General features: G+C 45.2%; 17 protein-coding genes. 6 read left to right on the top strand and 11 right to left on the bottom strand.

What is annotated here, in order from left to right; translation table 11 throughout:
- Positions 1-15 precede the first annotated feature (15 nt).
- From proX to J4N45_RS19020, 5 genes are all read right to left on the bottom strand, one after another.
- On the bottom strand, positions 16-1,017 hold the full coding sequence (gene proX, locus J4N45_RS19040; protein ID WP_252016054.1) for a glycine betaine/L-proline ABC transporter substrate-binding protein ProX: 1,002 nt from the start codon (positions 1,015-1,017) through the stop codon (positions 16-18).
- A 217-nt stretch (positions 1,018-1,234) separates the two neighbouring features.
- Positions 1,235-1,792: an alkyl hydroperoxide reductase subunit C gene (gene ahpC, locus J4N45_RS19035; protein WP_006069782.1), complete on the bottom strand. Its 558-nt coding sequence runs from the start codon at positions 1,790-1,792 to the stop codon at positions 1,235-1,237.
- 491 nt (positions 1,793-2,283) lie between these two features.
- The gene (locus J4N45_RS19030; RefSeq protein ID WP_252016053.1) at positions 2,284-2,676 is read right to left on the bottom strand and encodes a hypothetical protein; all 393 of its coding nucleotides are present in this window, start codon (positions 2,674-2,676) and stop codon (positions 2,284-2,286) included.
- Positions 2,677-3,051 carry a hypothetical protein gene (locus J4N45_RS19025; RefSeq protein ID WP_252016052.1) on the bottom strand — a complete coding sequence of 125 codons (375 nt, stop codon included), beginning with the start codon at positions 3,049-3,051 and terminating at the stop codon, positions 2,677-2,679.
- Positions 3,052-3,068: 17 nt separating this feature from the next.
- Positions 3,069-3,551, bottom strand: a complete 483-nt coding sequence (locus J4N45_RS19020; protein ID WP_252016051.1) for a hypothetical protein — start codon at positions 3,549-3,551, stop codon at positions 3,069-3,071.
- A 207-nt stretch (positions 3,552-3,758) separates the two neighbouring features.
- Between J4N45_RS19020 and J4N45_RS19015 the strand changes: the two genes are divergently transcribed.
- On the top strand, positions 3,759-4,229 hold the full coding sequence (locus J4N45_RS19015) for a TetR/AcrR family transcriptional regulator (protein ID WP_252016050.1): 471 nt from the start codon (positions 3,759-3,761) through the stop codon (positions 4,227-4,229).
- Positions 4,230-4,258: 29 nt separating this feature from the next.
- Here J4N45_RS19015 and J4N45_RS19010 read toward each other — a convergent pair whose 3' ends face one another.
- Positions 4,259-4,732, bottom strand: a complete 474-nt coding sequence (locus tag J4N45_RS19010) for a TetR/AcrR family transcriptional regulator (RefSeq protein ID WP_252016049.1) — start codon at positions 4,730-4,732, stop codon at positions 4,259-4,261.
- Positions 4,733-4,934: 202 nt separating this feature from the next.
- Between J4N45_RS19010 and msrP the strand changes: the two genes are divergently transcribed.
- A complete protein-coding gene (gene msrP, locus J4N45_RS19005) occupies positions 4,935-5,942 on the top strand; it encodes a protein-methionine-sulfoxide reductase catalytic subunit MsrP (protein WP_252016048.1) in 1,008 nt (335 codons plus the stop codon).
- Positions 5,939-6,553, top strand: coding sequence for a protein-methionine-sulfoxide reductase heme-binding subunit MsrQ (msrQ, locus tag J4N45_RS19000; RefSeq protein ID WP_252016047.1), 615 nt, complete (start codon positions 5,939-5,941; stop codon positions 6,551-6,553). Before msrP ends, msrQ begins: the two co-directional genes overlap by 4 nt.
- A 99-nt stretch (positions 6,554-6,652) precedes the next feature.
- On the opposite strand, the gene J4N45_RS18995 is transcribed toward msrQ, so the two are convergent.
- A complete protein-coding gene (locus J4N45_RS18995; protein ID WP_252016046.1) occupies positions 6,653-9,451 on the bottom strand; it encodes a polysaccharide lyase family 8 super-sandwich domain-containing protein in 2,799 nt (932 codons plus the stop codon).
- 554 nt (positions 9,452-10,005) lie between these two features.
- Between J4N45_RS18995 and J4N45_RS18990 the strand changes: the two genes are divergently transcribed.
- The gene (locus J4N45_RS18990; protein WP_252016045.1) at positions 10,006-10,305 is read left to right on the top strand and encodes a hypothetical protein; all 300 of its coding nucleotides are present in this window, start codon (positions 10,006-10,008) and stop codon (positions 10,303-10,305) included.
- A 72-nt stretch (positions 10,306-10,377) separates the two neighbouring features.
- Here J4N45_RS18990 and J4N45_RS18985 read toward each other — a convergent pair whose 3' ends face one another.
- The 4 genes from J4N45_RS18985 to J4N45_RS18970 all read right to left on the bottom strand — a co-directional run bounded on the left by J4N45_RS18985 (position 10,378) and on the right by J4N45_RS18970 (position 16,073).
- Positions 10,378-11,667 (bottom strand): MFS transporter, encoded by a 1,290-nt coding sequence (locus J4N45_RS18985; RefSeq protein WP_252016044.1) that lies wholly within the window; start codon positions 11,665-11,667, stop codon positions 10,378-10,380.
- A gap of 289 nt (positions 11,668-11,956) precedes the next feature.
- Positions 11,957-13,342 (bottom strand): Re/Si-specific NAD(P)(+) transhydrogenase subunit beta, encoded by a 1,386-nt coding sequence (pntB, locus tag J4N45_RS18980; RefSeq protein ID WP_252016043.1) that lies wholly within the window; start codon positions 13,340-13,342, stop codon positions 11,957-11,959.
- Between the two features lie 12 nt (positions 13,343-13,354).
- A complete protein-coding gene (locus J4N45_RS18975; protein ID WP_252016042.1) occupies positions 13,355-14,890 on the bottom strand; it encodes a Re/Si-specific NAD(P)(+) transhydrogenase subunit alpha in 1,536 nt (511 codons plus the stop codon).
- Positions 14,891-15,044: 154 nt separating this feature from the next.
- Positions 15,045-16,073 (bottom strand): AraC family transcriptional regulator, encoded by a 1,029-nt coding sequence (locus tag J4N45_RS18970; protein ID WP_252016041.1) that lies wholly within the window; start codon positions 16,071-16,073, stop codon positions 15,045-15,047.
- A 129-nt stretch (positions 16,074-16,202) separates the two neighbouring features.
- Between J4N45_RS18970 and J4N45_RS18965 the strand changes: the two genes are divergently transcribed.
- Positions 16,203-17,297, top strand: a complete 1,095-nt coding sequence (locus J4N45_RS18965) for a zinc-dependent alcohol dehydrogenase (protein ID WP_252016040.1) — start codon at positions 16,203-16,205, stop codon at positions 17,295-17,297.
- Positions 17,298-17,300: 3 nt separating this feature from the next.
- On the top strand, positions 17,301-18,353 hold the full coding sequence (locus J4N45_RS18960) for a GTP-binding protein (protein ID WP_252016039.1): 1,053 nt from the start codon (positions 17,301-17,303) through the stop codon (positions 18,351-18,353).
- The last annotated feature ends 6 nt before the right edge of the window (positions 18,354-18,359 follow it).

Here is an 18,359-nt window from a genome sequence, read left to right as displayed (position 1 = left end):
TTTATGCCTAAATAATTAGTTATCTGAGCCAGTTTCTACTTGCTTGGCCCGCTTCGCTTCCTCTAACCACGAATCAAACAATGCCCTGTTTTTTATTATCCACGCTTGCATGTAGGCAACGGTATTATGCTGACCCTTTTCCGCTTTGTGCAGCAAGTGGTTTTCAGCGCTGACTTCATTGGGTTTCAGTTGAATAATTTCAAACAGGCGATGAACGTCCGGATGAGCCAAAGCCAACTCTTTATTGGCGACAATGCGCTGACTATTCATCTCAAAGCCATAGTTTTTGCCATGGGGCAGTGTTGTATCTTTGTTTTCCGGTAGAGCCGAGAAAGGCACCTCTAGCCAGATACTCTCTTTTTCTGGCTGAAGTTCATAGCTAATCCAATGCGGTGTCCAAGTGTAGTAGAGAACCGGTTTACCAGCTCTTTGTTTATCAATCACCGAATCCATCAAAGCATTGTAGTCACCTTGGATCTGCTCCACCGTATCAGAAAGTCCATACCTTTTGATTTGATGATCGATAACTTTGGAACATACCCAATCAGGCTGACACCCGATAAGCTCAGCTTTGCCATTACCGTCGTGATCGAACAATTTCGCGATAGCTGGGTCTTTCAATTGATCCATCGAAGACAACTTATGTTTGTCTGCCGTCGCCTTATCGATTTGATAACCTTGAGCTGATTGAGGGACGTAACTACCACCCACATAGACTTGCCCATCTTTATCACCACTACTAAGCAACTCTTGATGAGTCGGTAACCATGCGGCCGCAAAAAAAGCGCCAGAGTTCGCAGAGACGTATTGATAAGCTTCCGCGTATGTCATGGTTTTGGGTGCGTTCAACTCATAACCAAGCTCTTTAAGAGCATGCATCACAAGTTCAGTTTGAAAAGATTCTTCTTCTAACGAGGTTTTGATTGGCTGAAGCGTTGTTTGGGCAAAGGACGATAGTGGGAATAAAGCGGCTGTGCTCAGGGCACAAACGACGAGAGGACGAGACTGTTTAGGCATGAACTCACTCCATAAGTTTCAATGAATACAGGTTGTTGCTTGGCTTATATGCAACTTACAACCCTAACTATAGGAGCGTTCTTTCAAGGATGCGTAAATCTCATTTGAGACTCAGCGAAATTAAATGGATGCGCGCCCTAAACTCCTTACGTCAAGCAATCAGAGTCTAGGGCGCGCAACACGGACTTGATAATCCGGTTTACATCAGGCGATTCGCTTAGATTTTACCAACTAGGTCTAGAGATGGAGCGAGTGTTTCTTCACCTTCTTTCCATTTCGCTGGGCAAACTTCGCCTGGGTTAGCCGCTACATACTGTGCTGCTTTCACTTTACGCATTAGGTCTTCTGCGTCACGGCCGATACCTTCTGCAGTGATTTCCATTGCTTGAATAACACCTTCTGGGTCAACTAGGAAAGTAGCACGGTCTGCTAGGCCTTGACCTTCACGCATCACACCGAAGTTGTTAGTGATAGTGCCTGTTTGGTCGCCAACCATGTAGTAGTTGATCTTGCCGATAGTGTCTGAGCTGTCGTGCCACGCTTTGTGAGTGAAGTGCGTGTCTGTTGATACTGAGTAAACTTCTACGCCGCGCTCTTGAAGTTCTGCATAGTGGTCAGCAAGGTCGCCAAGTTCTGTCGGGCAAACGAATGTGAAGTCAGCTGGGTAAAAGAAGAATACTGCCCATTTTCCTTTCACGTCTTGCTCTGTGATTTCTACGAATTCGCCTTGTTTGAATGCTGTTGCTGAAAATGGCTTGATAGTCGTGTTGATCATAATTCTACTCTCTCAATATGGTCTTGTTATCTTGTGTGGCACTGTCCTGCGCCGATGGATACATATTGCAATGAGAGCGCGTTTTTGAAAATTCGTCTGTGCCTATCTATTCGATTGGTATTTTCTATCAATAGTGATTGGCTTTATCTATGACCCACGTAATCTTTCGCAGCTAGAGGTTCGCACACCGGATTCGATTAGACATCATACGTTGATTAAAGCAAAAGACTGCTTGGCTTAATCAAAGTAAAACGCCTTCCTTTCTACTCCATAGAAAGGAAGGCGTTTTTGCATCTTACTTCTTCACACAAATGTAATTGGTTCGAAACTCTAAGCCATTCTTCTCAGATACGGATTGCTGCCATGCTTTGCCAGCGGTCTCACATATTTGTTTACTAGTGAAATCACTAATGTGTTCTATCTGGCTGATTTCAAAATTTGTCGTATAGGAAGTTAATATCAGTACCCAAATAACCATCGTACAACCCTCTTTACTTGAATTTAATCTTCGAAGCTAAATGTGAAGCTTGTGTTTGTTTTGCCAGTTGGTGCTCCAACTCTTTTATCTTCATCTCGAGTTGTTTTGTGTGTGCCTCTTGCTCTCTCTCCACGATAGATTGGAAACGTGAGCAATCAATCTGTTTTGCACCTCCAAACGAGTACTTTATTTGAGCGCCAATGTACTTTCCTTTGTCTTCTGTTTGGGTTCTTTCGTATGAATCATAATCAGAATAGTCACGATTATCTTGACCACCACCGAAGCTAAGTTCCCAAGGTTGGAAATCTGACTGTTCACAGGTTGCACCTGACGAGCTGCGGATTTCACTTGATGCGAAAGATTGTGCCGATACTAAAAGTGCGACAGCTAGGATTAAGTGTTTCATTTATTGCTCCGATGGATACAAGTTGAATAGCTCCACCTTGGAGCAGATACGCGAGCCCGCAGCCTCAGTAAGACTTACCGAGCACACCTTGAATAGTTGAGCGCCTTGTCGATTTTCAAGTGTCACTGGAACATCCACAGAGACTTTCTCATTTCCTTCCAAAGTAAATAATTCAGTGACTGGTTCGTTATTGACCTCCAAGTAATAACGAGTAGCTTCACCTATATGGTTGATCGTTAGAGGGACAAATGCCTCTCGAGGCTGCCAACGCTTTAGACTATCTTCACTCCACTGGTCAGCAGCAGAGCTATGTAAATGTTCATAAGCGAAAGATGGAGCTGCCAAAACGGCAACTAAGACAAGCAGCTTTTTCATGACAACTCCTTACTCGGTTACTTACAAGAGATGCTTGCAACGAGATGAGTAGTGAAATCACCTGACTTAAGCGCGCGATCACCACGTCCTGCAAATTCAAGAGTAACCTCGTTAGTAACCACTTGACCGTTGTCAGCTTCAAGGACAACTTTCGCATTCTTACTATCTAAGTTATCCAGCATCGGAGGCTTTCCTGTAGCACCCTCTATATCAACCATAATTGAATCCGCCGCATTCGTACCATTCATATATTCCATATTCGTTTTGCCAGAGTATTGAACGGTAGTCTTGTTAGATACGTTGTTTTTAAAAGCAAATTTCACTGTGGTTTTAGCTTTTTTATCAAGTTCAATGGACTCAAAGTCCTGATCAACTACAACACCACATACAGAAGGAATATGCGTTTCGAACTCAGCACCATTAGATTTCGTGCCGAATTCAGCTGCGAAAGTAGAACCAGAAACAGCAACCAAAGCGAGAGCAATAATAGAGTTTTTCATTTGATATACCTTTACGTACTAATACTAATTAAAAATAAAAAAGCAGGGGCAGCATTAGAATGTATTTTGTGTCGCCCCTGTGGCTTGGTGGGCATATTAATTGGTACCAGTACCAATTGCAACAATTTTTTAGTACTAGTACAAATAAATTTTGCATGCTAAAATTTAATTCATGATTTTAAGCACTTAGGACACAAAGCTGGTAACATGGCTAGAATTACAGCCCAGGAAAGGCGCGAGAAGAAAGAGAAAATGGACGAATGCATCGTCAACATTTTTCTTAATGAAGGTTGGTCTTCAGTCACTTACGACCGATTAGCAAAGGAATTTAACGTAAGAAAAAGTAGTATCCAAGCTTACTACCCGAGCAACGTGATGTTTGCAACCGCGCTACAAGGTGTGGTTTTTCCCATTGTTTTGGAGGTTTTGAATTTCGAGTCTAAAGAAAAGTTTATTGACTCTTGGCTCAACGCTTATCAAGACAAAGACAATCATGTCTTTAGAGAGACAGTGGAAATGCTTTTACAGAATATCCTCAAAGATGGTACTAGCCCGCACTCTCGCAATGGAGTACTGAGACTGCAACACCACCTAAGCGCAGAAATTGGAGAAGAAGAAGCGATCGCTGCGATCAAATCTGTTTTTGGCGAGTTAATCTATCGAAAGATGTATGACTAATGACTCTACAGAGAAAGTGGGTTAGCCAGCTAACTTTGTACTTTCATAAATTGAAGAACAGTGATGCCAAGGACTTTTTCGATGGCATCCTGAGCGGCATCCTTTCCAAGGTTCCCTTCCAATCGATTAAAAAACCGAGTGTAACCAATCATACCTAAGTCTGAATCCGGGTTACTCACCATGTGATTAACCATCATCATTACTACGTCTCGAAAGATACGGTGCTGTTCTAATGCAGAAATCCACGAGTCAACAAACTTATCATAAGAGCTAAAATCCAAGCACTCCGCTGCCATCGGAAACATCTTTCCACGTAACGCTTCAATAAAGTGTGCAGATGACGGGTAATACGCCTGAAGAGAGGATTTTCTTGGTAATCCTAACTCTTTTGTCAAACGATCATAGGTAATGGATTTCCAGCCTTCTTCCAAGAAAAGATCTACGATCATTGCATCATAAGTGCGTTTGTTTTTTTGTCTTTGTTCTGACGTTATGCGTGCCATAAAACCTCTCGATATTAACTGGGTTACGATACTTATGAGGAAGCCTTTTGTCTACGGCTTAAAGACCAACGACCCTTCTCAAACCATGTTTAAGGTAGCGATAAAAATTAATGAAAGACTTTCTGCTCTAACTCGGTCTGGTTAAGTTTATAAACGACAAATTCGTCGCTTGCGAACACGCAAGCATCATCAGGGGAAGAGTATGTTAATCAAGAAGAACCATCGCTGGGCATTATCTGAAAACGACGCCACGCCAGAGTCGGTTTACAAAGAGCGACGAGAGATTTTAAAAAAGCTCGGGATTGCGGTGGTAGGAATGCCACTGGCAGCCAATGCCCAAGCTGGGATATTTGATATTTTCTCCTCGAAAGAGACGACAGCAACAACTGACCCTAGAGTTAACCTTGACGTCACTAAACCAGAGCAATATCAAGCAAAATTATCTCTCACTCCTGAAAGCAAGGTACTTAAATACAACAACTTTTACGAGTTTGGCACTGACAAAGGCGACCCTGCCAACAATTCGTCTGAGTTCATCACTGATCCTTGGACAGTTGAGATCGATGGTTTGGTCAACAACCCAATCAAGCTCGATTACGATGACATTTTCAACAAGTTTACACTTGAAGAGCGAATCTACAGATTGCGCTGCGTGGAGGCTTGGTCGATGAATATCCCTTGGATTGGTTTTCCGCTTGCCGACCTAATCAAAATGGCAGATCCCCAAAGCGGAGCGAACTACGTGGCGTTTGAAACGCTTTACGATCCAAAACAGTTTCCAGCACAGCGCTCATGGAGCAGTATTGATTACCCTTACGTCGAGGGACTAAGACTCGATGAAGCGATGAACCCGCTCACGCTTATCTCTGTTGGACTTTACGGCAAAACGCTTGCCCCGCAAAACGGTGCACCACTAAGGCTTGTTGTGCCATGGAAGTACGGTTTTAAAAGCATTAAGTCCATTGTTCGTATTCGCCTTACTGACAAAGAGCCGCCAACAACCTGGAACCGCTCTGCGCCAAGTGAGTACGGCTTTTATGCCAATGTTAATCCTCAGGTCGACCACCCAAGATGGAGCCAAGCAAGCGAGCGCTTTATTGGTGAAGGAAGCGTGCTGAGCAGTCGCAGACAGCCGACTTTGATGTTCAATGGCTATGAAGAAGAGGTAGCACATCTATACAAAGATATGGACTTGAGGAAGTTCTATTGATGAAGCTCACCCCAAAGTCGATTATCGCACTGAAGGTACTTATTCATACGGTGTCGCTTGGCTTTTTTGCGTTATTAGCGATAGCCATCATCAATGACAACTTGGGTGGTGACCCAGTGCAGTACATCATTCACTTCACTGGCATCAGTGCGCTCAATACCCTGTTTGTCACCCTACTGGTTTCACCGCTAGCAAGATGGAGTAAACAAGGGTTGCTAGTTCGAGTCAGAAGATTACTCGGGCTCTACAGCTTCTTTTGGGCGGTGTTACACCTCACCGCTTTTGTGACATTAGATCTCGGACTAGACTGGAGCCTGCTCGCCTCCGAAATAGTCAAACGACCGTACCTAACTGTTGGTGCCGCCGTCTGGATTATTTTACTGCTGCTATCGGTCACATCAACACAAGCCATGATGCGTAGGTTGGGATCAAAGTGGCAGAAGCTGCACAACTGGGTCTACTTGGCAGCGACTCTTGCGCCTATCCACTTTTATTGGTCGGTCAAATCAGAGATAGCAGAGCCGGCCATGTATTTGGTCGGCGCTGGGCTACTTTTGATTGTACGAAGGAAAATTCTAAAGAAAAGGCTGGGAATCAACGCAAAACGCTAAAGTCTATTGCGATTAGTCATCGAATGTTGCATAGAGCGGGGTGCCCCAAGCGCCCCGCTTATCGTTTTCTAGCAGAGACGCTTAGCATAAGTTGAACGCCTACTTATTAAGTACGAGAGTTTTGGTTAACCCATCAACTAACTCAACACTCAGTAGCGTGGTGTCACTACCACCATTGCAAGTTACGCCGTCAATCGAGGAACTCAGCTTCCAACTTCCTTCCAGCTCGATAGTTATTACAGCTGGGGCGCTGTACGTTTTATTACCACTCACATTGTATCCAGTAAGAACACCATCAAATAAACGTAAGTCTGGGTAGGCTACAGCGACTTCCATACGGTCTGCGTTTTGCCTAACAATCGCAACAATGGCATCATCAGCTTCCAGCATCTGCTCCTTTTCATTGGCTTTTGCTTCTGTCAACATCGCTCCTTTTAACGGCCCGACAGGTAAATACTGGTCGCTAGAAAAGAGCGCATATGCCCAAATATTTTCACTTTTATCATGCACAATGTGTTGGTGTTCATTTTTGACTTCAACACTGTACTCTTGTCCGGCTAGGTAACGTGTTTTGAAACTGTTCACTTCATCATAATCATGATTTGGCAACACAACATATTCGTACCCTGCGTTACTCGGGCTTGAGCCATGATCAAACCAAACAACATTCCGGTGACCTTGATTAGTAATTGAGCCATCTTGAGACGTTCTATCACGCGATGTCATATTGCCTCGCTCAATCTTCACACCATTGTTATCAGGAAGAAAGTAACCTGTCTGATAGTTATCTACGAGTATCAAGGCGTCACCACTTGCAAATTCACTACTGTACTCGACATCTGAAATTGGATTCGCACTGTCTACGTAGATCGGCTCAGAGGCACTGTCTTTAATGCTACGAGTTTGCAATACCGTTGTGTGAATAGGGTAGTCTTTGATTTTCCCCTCGATCTCAGTCGCTTGGTTACTAATAGAAGATCCTAACGCTATGATTTTATTACCTAGCTGAAAATAGCTCTTACGCGCGGTAAAGTGAACGTCTTTTGCTGCCGGTAAAAAACCAGAAAGATCAAGCATATATATTCCATGACTTGTTCCATCTTGCGAGTTAAGGCCAACACCGCCAGTGCTTGTCTTCTGAAGTCTCAATCGAGACTGCACCCGATCCTCTAGCATTTCCTCAGGTGTTCGATATGGTACCGTCGTGCCGGCAACATGTGACCACTGGTGCCCATGTTGATAACCCACTTGGTTTGTCGCTTCGCCGTCCGTTGGTGTACTTTTATCGAAATAGTTCACCTCCAACGAACCGTAATTATCATATAGGCCGTATAGGTTCTCCTTATTTGATGCTGTAATCCCTCCCTCATAACTCCAACTCCAGCGGTCAAATCCCTTGATAGTCGCTAGCCAGTTACTCTGGCGCGCGGCATACAAGCTGCTATAAGGGAAGTAATGAGCACCAGATATCAGCTTGGGTTCTGCGCCACTATTTATTTTGTCCGTCAGAGCCTCCAAGGGCTTTAAAACACCCGGGAAGCCCATTTGATTTAAACGATAAGTAGGAGAGTAATTATTTGCTATTCCCTTTTGATGGTAATTCACGACCATTTGCTGCAAAACATCATCATTGGGCAAAATATCGGCTAATACATAGGTCATCTCATACATTCCTTTCGGCATACCTACCGTATAAGGAAACCTACCACGCCCACCGGCTGGGGTTGTATATAAGCTGCAATAGAAGTAATACCCTTTTACATATTCTGATAATAAGGAGAACTGTTCTTCATCTAGTGCCCAATGCGTTCCACTCAATAAATACCCTAAACGGGTCAAACTATATACACCATGGCCTGAGTAAGCACTCATATAATTAGTATAGTGATGGTACGCGCTACCATCAGGCTTAAGGAAGCTATGCAATCCTGCTGTTGGCAACAGCACTTCGGCTAGATATCGTTTAAACTGGGTGAGTTTAGCAACTTTGTGGCTAACTTGATTAGATGTGTTCTCAGGTAGAAGGATAATTCCAGCAAAATGATAAAATATTTCGGTTCGAAGTAAGTCGGCACTATAGTACCTATCATCACGAAAATCCACATTGGAATAGTCAAAATTGACCAACTCATTAATACCGGATTTACCCACCCTTCCTTGCCACATTAACGACAATAAGTACTCATGGAGACCATAGGTATCAAGTTTACCCTCCAGTAGCAAGACGGCTTGTCCAAATACACTTAGATACCAACCATCCATTAGTGAGACATCATTATGCTTTATTCCGTTCCATCGAAGCCACTTAACTAGATTCATGGCTTTCAACTCTAGTTGCTTAGCAGCTTCGTCTTTTTCTAGGTGACTTCCAAGCACTAAAAAATAAATATCTTCTACCGTACTTCCAAACCTATCCTGTGTTAATCGATTAGCACTGATTATGTTTCCCTTCTCGTCAAACTTTAAGTTATATGTTTGACCATCTTCATAATGAGCGATAGCCGCCGTCACTTTAGACTCAACTTTCCTTGTTTTCACTCCTACCTGAGAATAAACAGAGCTCGATGGATCAATTTCTAATGAACCTAATCCTGTATTAAAACTCACAATCCGTTCTTTTAAGGTTGTGATGTCTTCTCGGCTACCACCACGATTTACAGCACTGCCGTCTTGGTTATCACCAATTCCATTAAAGTTGGCATCAGTAAACTCATTGGGGTCATTTGGAAAATCATCATAGATATCTGGAATCTGGTCTAAATCTGTATCCTCTAGTTCGGTAAATACATTACTAGGGGGGACAGGTTCAGTGTTCGTCGACTTTCTTTCACATCCAGTCACATTACCGATAAGTATAGCCACCATCAGAGACGCGGTTGCTTTGCAAAATGGTTTCAAATTTAATTTCCTATCTATCTAAACACCCTGCCTTTGCCGGTGCTATCTTCTATTTCGTCATCGCTCAACAGCAATCACTGCCCACATTCATTAATACGGACCATTATTTGTACCTCACTAATACACCCAAAAAATAACAATCCCTGCCTTTATTTTTATTGCAGGAGAATATTACAACCAATCTCTTTTTTCATTGATACAAGTCTTGTCTATAAACCTCTAACTAAATAATCGATTAACTCTGCTCTGAAATGGAGTGCTTTCCGGGATATTCCGAGTAACCAGTAAATTAATGATTGCACGACTCACGATGCCACTATAAAGATACTCATGAAATTTACTGAAAAATAGGAACAACGACAAAGGCATCTAAAGTTTGAAGCGTTCGAGTTTGATGACGTCAATATCGAGAAAAAGACCAAGTGCTTAAAATGTGCGTTCGAACTAACTGGAACCTCTAATTGTTGATCGCGCGAAGTTTTTTTGTGAATCAAATGTTTTACAATTGTACTGTCCGCAGTCGTTTTAACACTGACATAGATGGGTGGTAAAAAATGGAATCAACAAGTACGAGCTGTACACCTCGCCAAGCAAACATCAACGCCGCTTTCGGCTCTCTCGTCGTTGTCGCAGTTGCAATCTTCTATATGGATATTATGGATGGTACCCCAGCCTTGCTCTTCGCTATCGTCGCGTCCATAGCGTGTATCGCAAACCTGCGCTATGTATTTGCGCGCCCCAGAGCAGATACCGAAGAAACCAAGATGGTTAGTGAGTCCGTTGAAAATACTCCTGTCGCAGAGCAACAAACTCCGCCGCCGCGCAAACGACCACACCTCTATTTGGTTAAATAGGCACTCATAGTCGCGACAATGGCAAAATCAGGAAGGCATGATTTTGCCATTGTTTAGTGATGTGGATTGGTGTCAATAATTGGTCATTGTCGACGTTCTCTCTCGCGCTTTTTCAGCCGACAATACAAGGATGATAACCATGGCTAATGCGGTCAATACCATGATCGCAAATGGCACCGCCGCCCACCCTAACGATTCAGCAATAAACCCGCTTATACCGCTTCCAAATGCAAACCCAATCGAGATGAAAAACATCATCAAACCCTGGGTATAACCGCCACCACATGTGCTTAAACGGCACGCCACTGCGGGAGAGGACATATCCGTTAAGGTGATTCCCTGCAGGTAAGTCACAACCAACGCAACCGGGATAAGATAAAACACCTCCGATGGACTTTTAATGATCATCACGAGACATAACGCCACCAATACAGACACTATGGTGCAAACTCGAAATAGAGCGATCGGCCCCTTAACCGAAGAATACCGTTCCGCAAAAAGAACAACCACTAACCCAAGCACTGCAGAGATTGATAACGTAGCGGCAGCAATAGATTGAGGAACAAGAAATGCCTCTCCCACAAGATTTGGATACTGCGCTTGAAAAATCCCTTGCCCCGCACAGAGTGCACCAACGGCAAACAGAAATAATCCAAATCTTGAGCGAAGAATCGAAAGGATACTTGAGCCTGTCTCTTCGCTGTTAACTCGCTGCTGAGGTTCTTGCTGCTTAACTTCTTGCGGTTGCGCACTTTGCTGCAACTCACTTTGCTGAAGAGCATAGTCCAACACTCTTTGCGCAGCCTGCTTATTCGAGACGAGTGTGATCAATGCGAGCACAGAGATGATAACCATCATGACTCCGAAACAAACCTCATAGCCTACTTGAGCGTCCATTAGCATCGCAATAAGACCGCCGCCGAGTAGCGTTCCAATGATGGAAACCTGAATTAATCTACCAAGCTTAATTGCCTCTGTTTTACTGTCTAGCCCCGCAAAGGTGATGAACACTGGATTAAGCATAAGCAGAGTTGCAGAACCAATACCAAAAAGCGCCGAACCCGCCAACATTAGTGGCAAGTCATGACCCGCAAAAATGAAGCATGCTCCTGCTAACACATAGCCGCCCATTCCCATCACTTGGACATAGCGGTGTGACTTAAACCTATCAGCCAGCCAACCAATGACAGGGGCAAGTAACCCTGCGATACCAAAAAATCCCATCGCGATACCCGCATTGGCAAGACTGCCTGTTCTCTCTGCAACAAAGGCGGGCAGAATAACGGGTATAAATACCAGTTGAACAAAGCCATAGGCAAGGTGCGAAGAAAACCAGAGTTCTATTCCAAGTTTGTTTAACACGTTTTTTATCATAAGAATTACACGCACGTCCCCTCAAGAAAAAAGGGCCAGGCCAAACATGACGAACCTGACCCACTATGCAAACGGTGGTCTGCTATCACCTGTGGTATTGGCGATAACAAACAGCGCCTATTAACGTTCTCTGAAAGTTTCGGTGGGTGTCCTTTGTGGAGTTATAGATTCATTACAAGCACTTTATTCAGTTTGTTTTGTGGGTACATTGGCAAACGAAAATGAGGGGAAAAAGGGGACCCAATGAGCGGGGAGCATCAACTCCCCACTTGTTACATTAAGCGGCTAGCGCTTTCGCGATTGCATCGACGCTGTCTTTGGCGTCACCAAATAGCATCGAGGTATTTTCTTTAAAGAACAGAGGATTTTGAACACCCGCATAACCTGTGTTCATAGAGCGCTTGAACACTACGACGTTTGCAGCATTCCAAACCTCTAGCACTGGCATGCCAGCGATAGGACTATTTGGGTCTTCCATTGCTGCTGGGTTTACGGTGTCGTTTGCACCGATCACCAGAACAGTATCGGTTTCATCGAAGTCATCGTTGATTTCGTCCATTTCGAGTACGACGTCGTACGGAACTTTTGCTTCCGCCAACAGTACATTCATGTGACCAGGCAAGCGACCAGCGACAGGGTGAATACCAAAGCGAACATTGACACCTTTCGCACGAAGCTTTTCAGTGATCTCGTGTACTGGGTACTGAGCTTGTGCGACGGCCATACCATATCCCGGTGTGATGATCACGTTGCGAGAGTTTTTAAGCATCTCCGCGACTTCTTCCGCTTGAACTTCACGGTGCTCGCCTTGTTCTTCATCAGAAGAAGACGCCGTTTGAGTAGACCCAAAGCCACCTGCAATCACACTGATGAACGAGCGGTTCATCGCTTTACACATGATATAAGAGAGGATTGCCCCAGAAGAACCTACCAATGCACCCGTTACGATAAGGAGATCGTTGGCGAGCATGAAACCGGCTGCCGCGGCGGCCCAACCCGAATATGAGTTCAGCATTGAAACCACAACTGGCATATCCGCACCACCGATAGACGCAACTAAGTGGTAGCCAAACACCAGCGCGACAAGTGTCATGATGACCAGGGGTAGTATGCCACCGTCAGTGTTCACGAACTGAACCATTAGCGCCGTTGAAGCAACGATAGCCGCTAGGTTTAGCTTATGTTTATGTGGCAAATTGAGCGCTGAAGAGTTGATCACGCCTCTGAGCTTACCAAACGCAACAATAGAACCTGTAAACGTCACTGCACCAATGAACACACCGAGGAAAACTTCCACTAGGTGAATCACGTGTTCAGCATGTGTCGCCACTTCTGGAGCTTGCAATAGGCTGTTGTAGCCTACGAACACTGCCGCTAGACCTACAAAGCTGTGTAGTACAGCAACAAGCTCTGGCATTTCCGTCATTTCGACTTTTTGCGCGTAGAAGATACCAATGGCGCCACCGACGGCCATCGCCAATAATATCCAGCTGATGCCACTGGCATCTGGACCAAATACCGTTGCAACTAGAGCAATCGCCATACCTGCGATGCCATAGTAGATACCTGCTCGCGCAGACTCTTGCTTAGACAATCCCGCCAAGCTCATGATGAATAAAATCGCAGCAACAATATACGCTGCTTGAACTAGTCCTGCAGACATAGAAAACCCCTATTAATCTTTACGGAACATATCGAGCATGCGACGTGTGACGGTAAAGCCACCGAAGATGTTAATGCTCGCAATCAGGATGGCGAAAAAGGATAAGGCCGTGACAATGTCGTTGCCTTGTGAGATTTGCAGCAGTGCACCAACAACAATGATGCCTGAGATAGCGTTAGTGACCGACATGAGCGGTGTATGTAGCGAGTGGCTGACATTCCACACCACGTAGTAACCCACTACACACGCGAGAGCAAATACAGTGAAGTGCGCTAAGAAAGCGGCTGGAGCAACCGAGGCTACCCACGCAAACGCGCCCACACCGACACTTAGTGCAATCAGCTTGTTCATTGGTGAAGCAGGCTTTTGTTCTTTTTCTTCGGGAGCCGCTGCTGCCTGCTCTTGAGCTTGAGGCTGCGCCGACACTTGAATTGGCGGCGCAGGCCAAGTTAGCTCGCCTTCTTTAACGACCGTTACACCACGAAGTACAACGTCGTCAAAGTCAATGTTCACGCTACCGTCTTTTTCTTTATTAAGAAGTTTTAGTAGGTTAACAATGTTGGTCGCATACAGTTGAGAAGACTGAGTCGGTAGACGACCCACCATATCGGTATAACCGACAATAGTGACGCCATTGTCTGTCGTAATCACTTGGTCTTTAACTGTGTACTCACAGTTACCGCCATTCGCCGCGGCCAAGTCCACAATCACGCTGCCAGATTGCATGCTATCCACCATCTCTTTGGTGATTAGCGTCGGTGCTGGACGTCCCGGTATAAGTGCAGTTGTTATGATGATATCAACGTCTTTGGCTTGAGCCGCGTACAGTTCAGCAGCCTTAGCGTTAAAATCGTCCGACATTTCTTTTGCATAGCCGTCGCCAGCGCCAGAACTTTCCTCAAAATCAACTTCGAGGAACTGCGCGCCCATTGACTCAACCTGCTCTTTTACCTCAGGACGAACGTCAAACGCACGTACGATAGCGCCAAGGCTACCCGCAGCACCGATAGCCGCAAGACCGGCAACACCTGCCCCTGCAACGAATACCTTTGCAGGTGGAACTTTACCCGCAGCGGTTATTTGACCAGTAAAGAAACGACCAAATTCATGTGCCGCTTCAACAACAGCACGATAACCCGCGATGTTTGCCATTGAACTCAGCGCATCTAAAGCTTGTGCACGAGAAATACGTGGCACGCAATCCATCGCCATCACGTTGATAGACTTCTGTGTTAGCTTTTGCATGAGCTCTTCATTTTGAGCAGGCCAAATAAAGCTGATTAAGTTTGCGCCTTCTTTAAAGAGCTCAATCTCTTCAAACGTCGGAGCGTTGACCTTCAAAATAAGGTCGCTTTCCCAAACTTCATCCGCCAAACCAACATAGGCACCTGCAGCCTCGTAAGCTTCGTTGTCAAAGCTTGCCAACGCACCAGCGCCTTGCTCAATCACAACCTCAAACCCCTGTTTTGTCAGCATTTCTACTGATTTAGGGGTAGCGGCCACTCGAGTTTCTCCTGCGAGAATCTCTTTAGGTACACCAATAATCATAACTTCTACCATGTGGTTACTAGATGCGCCCACTATGCAGAGAAATTACGGCTAGAAATTGACATTTAAGACATAAATTGACATTTATATCCATAAAGTGCCTACGGAGATCTCAGTTTTTTGGCAAAAAACCTAGAACGGAAAATGTTTATGATTAACCAACGAAAGGGTCATGTTGACTTAATCGGTATTGCAAAGGTGAAATGGCATAAAAAGATTTGAAACTGCGAACAAAAGCGCTCGCTTCACTATAATTGAGGGTTTCGGCAATGGTACCGATGTCGAGTTCGGTGTCGATAAGTAGCTTTGAGGCGACGTTCATTCTCGCTCGCAGTACAACATCTCTGAGGCTCACATTCGAGCGCTGCAAGTAATAGCGGAGCTGTCTTGGTGACATTGAAAACTCCTCAGCAATGTCAGACATATTGCTTTTGACAAAGTGTGAACCAATGACGACTTCCGAGATCTTTCGCTCGACGGCATTGAGCTTGTGGGTGCCTTCCTCAAACTCCACGATCAGTTGCTTTGACAGCAATAGGTCTATTTTAGAGCGTTCAAGCGAGATCGATTCACTCAACCAACTTGCAGGTAACTTAATTCGGGTAATGGGTTGATTGAACCTTAGCGTACAGCCAGAAAACAGCGATTCATAAAGATCAGAGTAAAAAGGTGCGGGGTAACAAAACTCAAGGATGAGGCCATCCATATCACCACGATGCCCCACTATGATTTGTTTGAGCAGCGCCCAGTATCCAGCCGTGAAGTCTTCACTCAAAATTTGCGCAGAGTGATGCTGATGGTCAATATTCGGCACAATGGTTAGGTAATCACTATCTTCTAGTAGCGACTCTTCGTAATACGTTGTCGTCATCGACAAGAATTGCTGAGACAGCGTGAGCCCACTACGCACGGTTGAACTGGATGCGATCGCATAGCCATACAGACCGAAATCCCCCAATGTGACACGCGCATAAATCTTAAGATAAAGACCGTTAATGTGCTTATTGTAATGATTGACGAGCTGCTCAGCGCGCTCCAAATCGATTTTGGATTCACTCGATACCATCTCATTCAACTGACGCTTTAGTGATGCAGCCATAGAAGGTCGCTCACTCTCTAGCACTTCCATTAATCTCATCACCAAGGTGGCAGCAAAGTGATGTTTTTCGTCTCTTAGGTTCATAAAAATCCAGTGTTATAAGCATATTGCAGACACGATTGTCAAAAATGTCAATTATAGATGATTTTGTCAATTTTTTTCGAGATTCAGCTGTCACTATGAGCTCATCTTTTCCAATAAGGTTAATGAAAGATGAAAATCAACAAAGTACTCGAAATTAAAAAAGGCAGCGCAAAAGTGCTGGAAATGCCAGTTGCTGAACCTGCCGCTGGGTTTGTGCGCGTGCGTCAAACGATTGCACCAAACTGTATTGAACACCGCGTTTTCAAAACGGGTTTTATCGAGTGGCATGAAACACATACTTCACTTGGTCATGAAGGTGTTGGCGTTGTTGAGGCTGTAGGTCCGGGTGAAACCCGCTACAAAGTAGGTGACCGTGTGGTGATCTTCCAAGGCTGGGCGTGTGGCGATTGCTGGGTGTGTGAAAACGGCCTAGGTGCTACTCACTGTATCAACATCAAAGGTCCACAAGAGATCGAAGAAGCGAACAGCTCTGAATCTGGCGGCGCAGGTTTCTGTGAATATCGCCTCGTCCCGAACAACATGCTTTCTAAGATCCCCGAAGGCCTATCTGACAAGTATGCTTCTGCGGCTAACTGCCTGATCGGTTGTACTTACACGCCGGTACGTGAGCACCACATCACTCAAGAGCACGTTTGTGTGGTGGGTGGTGTCGGCTTTATCGGCCTTGCAACTATCGTCAACCTAAAATATCGCGGCGCAAAAGTGATTGCTATCGGTCGTGATACTAAGCGTATGGCTCGTGCAGCGGAACTGGGTGCAGACGTTATCATCAACTCTGAAGATGAAGATTGGCTAGAGCAAATCCAAGCTCACACGATCGACAATCGTGGCGCTGACTTCTCGTTCGAATGTTCTGGCTACCCATACTACCAGCAGAAGTGTCTAGACTCTCTACGTCACTACGGCACCATGATTCAACTTGGTTACGCCGCTGACCAAGGTACAGATCTGAAATGGGATCTCAACACTGAATACGGTGTTTGCTGGCCTAAGAAAACCATCACAGCTTCATTCGATGTGGACTTCCGCCACCGCCGTGAAATCCTAGAAACACTGTGCGACCCGTGGATGCAAGAGAAAGTCGACAAGCTAGTCACGCACACGTTCCCAATGTCAAAAGCGGCAGAAGCGTTTGAGATGCTCAACGACCGTAACGGCGTTGAAGAGTTTGTCGGTAAAGTTCACCTGATTCCGGGGGAGTAAGCCATGAGTACGCCAGCAACATCTAAAGCCGTTCCTGTCACGCTAGTGATTGGGGCACTAGGTGTAGGAAAAACCACTTTCTTGCAACAGCTACTAGAAGCCAAGCCCGAACAACAATCATGGGCGGTTCTCGTCAATGATATCGGCGAAGCTCAAGTGGATGGTCGAGTGTTATCTCCTTTAGCCAATGGTTTTCAAGCCATTGAGGGCAACTGTTTATGTTGCTCTGGCAAGGTAGAGTCTGTCTCGGCAATCGAAGCATTGATGGAAGATGTTGCTGGCCCTTTTGAACGCTTGGTGATTGAAGCCTCTGGGGTTTCTGATCCGCTGAACTTAATTGGATTGCTTGGAGACAAGCACTTCATCGGTCGACTCAAACTCGAACGAATTGTCACAGTGATCAATGCCCAGACGCCGATCATTGAAGCGCTCAAAGATAACACGACAAGTCGTGCTATCGCATGCGCAGACATTATTGCACTTTCTCACAGCGATATTGCCGAGCCGAATGAACTGTCAGGTTGGACTAACGCGATGCAACAGCTATCTCCTCAAAAAGCGATAGTGTGCAAAACATCAGAATTAACCCTTGATAGCCTTGCTCTGAGTACTTCTCAGCATTGGACAAAGAGTGTGTCTATTGGTGGCGAGTTTGGCTTGTCGATACCCAAACCGGAAGTGAATAAAGCACACTTAAAGCGCACAGGGCGCATGGAACTGTTCAACCCGCATTGGTCACGTATCGACCAATACTATGAACACATGACCACCGCCCTGTGGCGCTTTGCTCCTGAGAGTGAGTTCAACTACAGCGAACTTACCAAGCTCTTTGAAAACAATGAGTTCCAAAGGGTGAAAGGGATCCTAAAAACCGATCAAGGTTGGTGCTTTATCAACAGCACCTCAAACGTACAGAGTTTTAATTTGATCCCGAGTGAGCAAAGTGCAGGCTGGACTGAAAGCCGCTTAGAAGGCATCGCAGAAGGCGACGTTGCTTGGACTGAGGTAGAGCTTCTACTTACCAAAGCACTTCAACCGTCCACCGCTGCTGCCTAACGTCAG

The organism is Vibrio sp. SCSIO 43140 (assembly GCF_023716585.1).
In the GTDB taxonomy this organism is placed as follows: domain Bacteria; phylum Pseudomonadota; class Gammaproteobacteria; order Enterobacterales; family Vibrionaceae; genus Vibrio; species Vibrio maritimus_B.
Note: the sequence above shows the minus strand (reverse complement) of the source record. Positions and strands in the feature narration are given on the sequence as shown.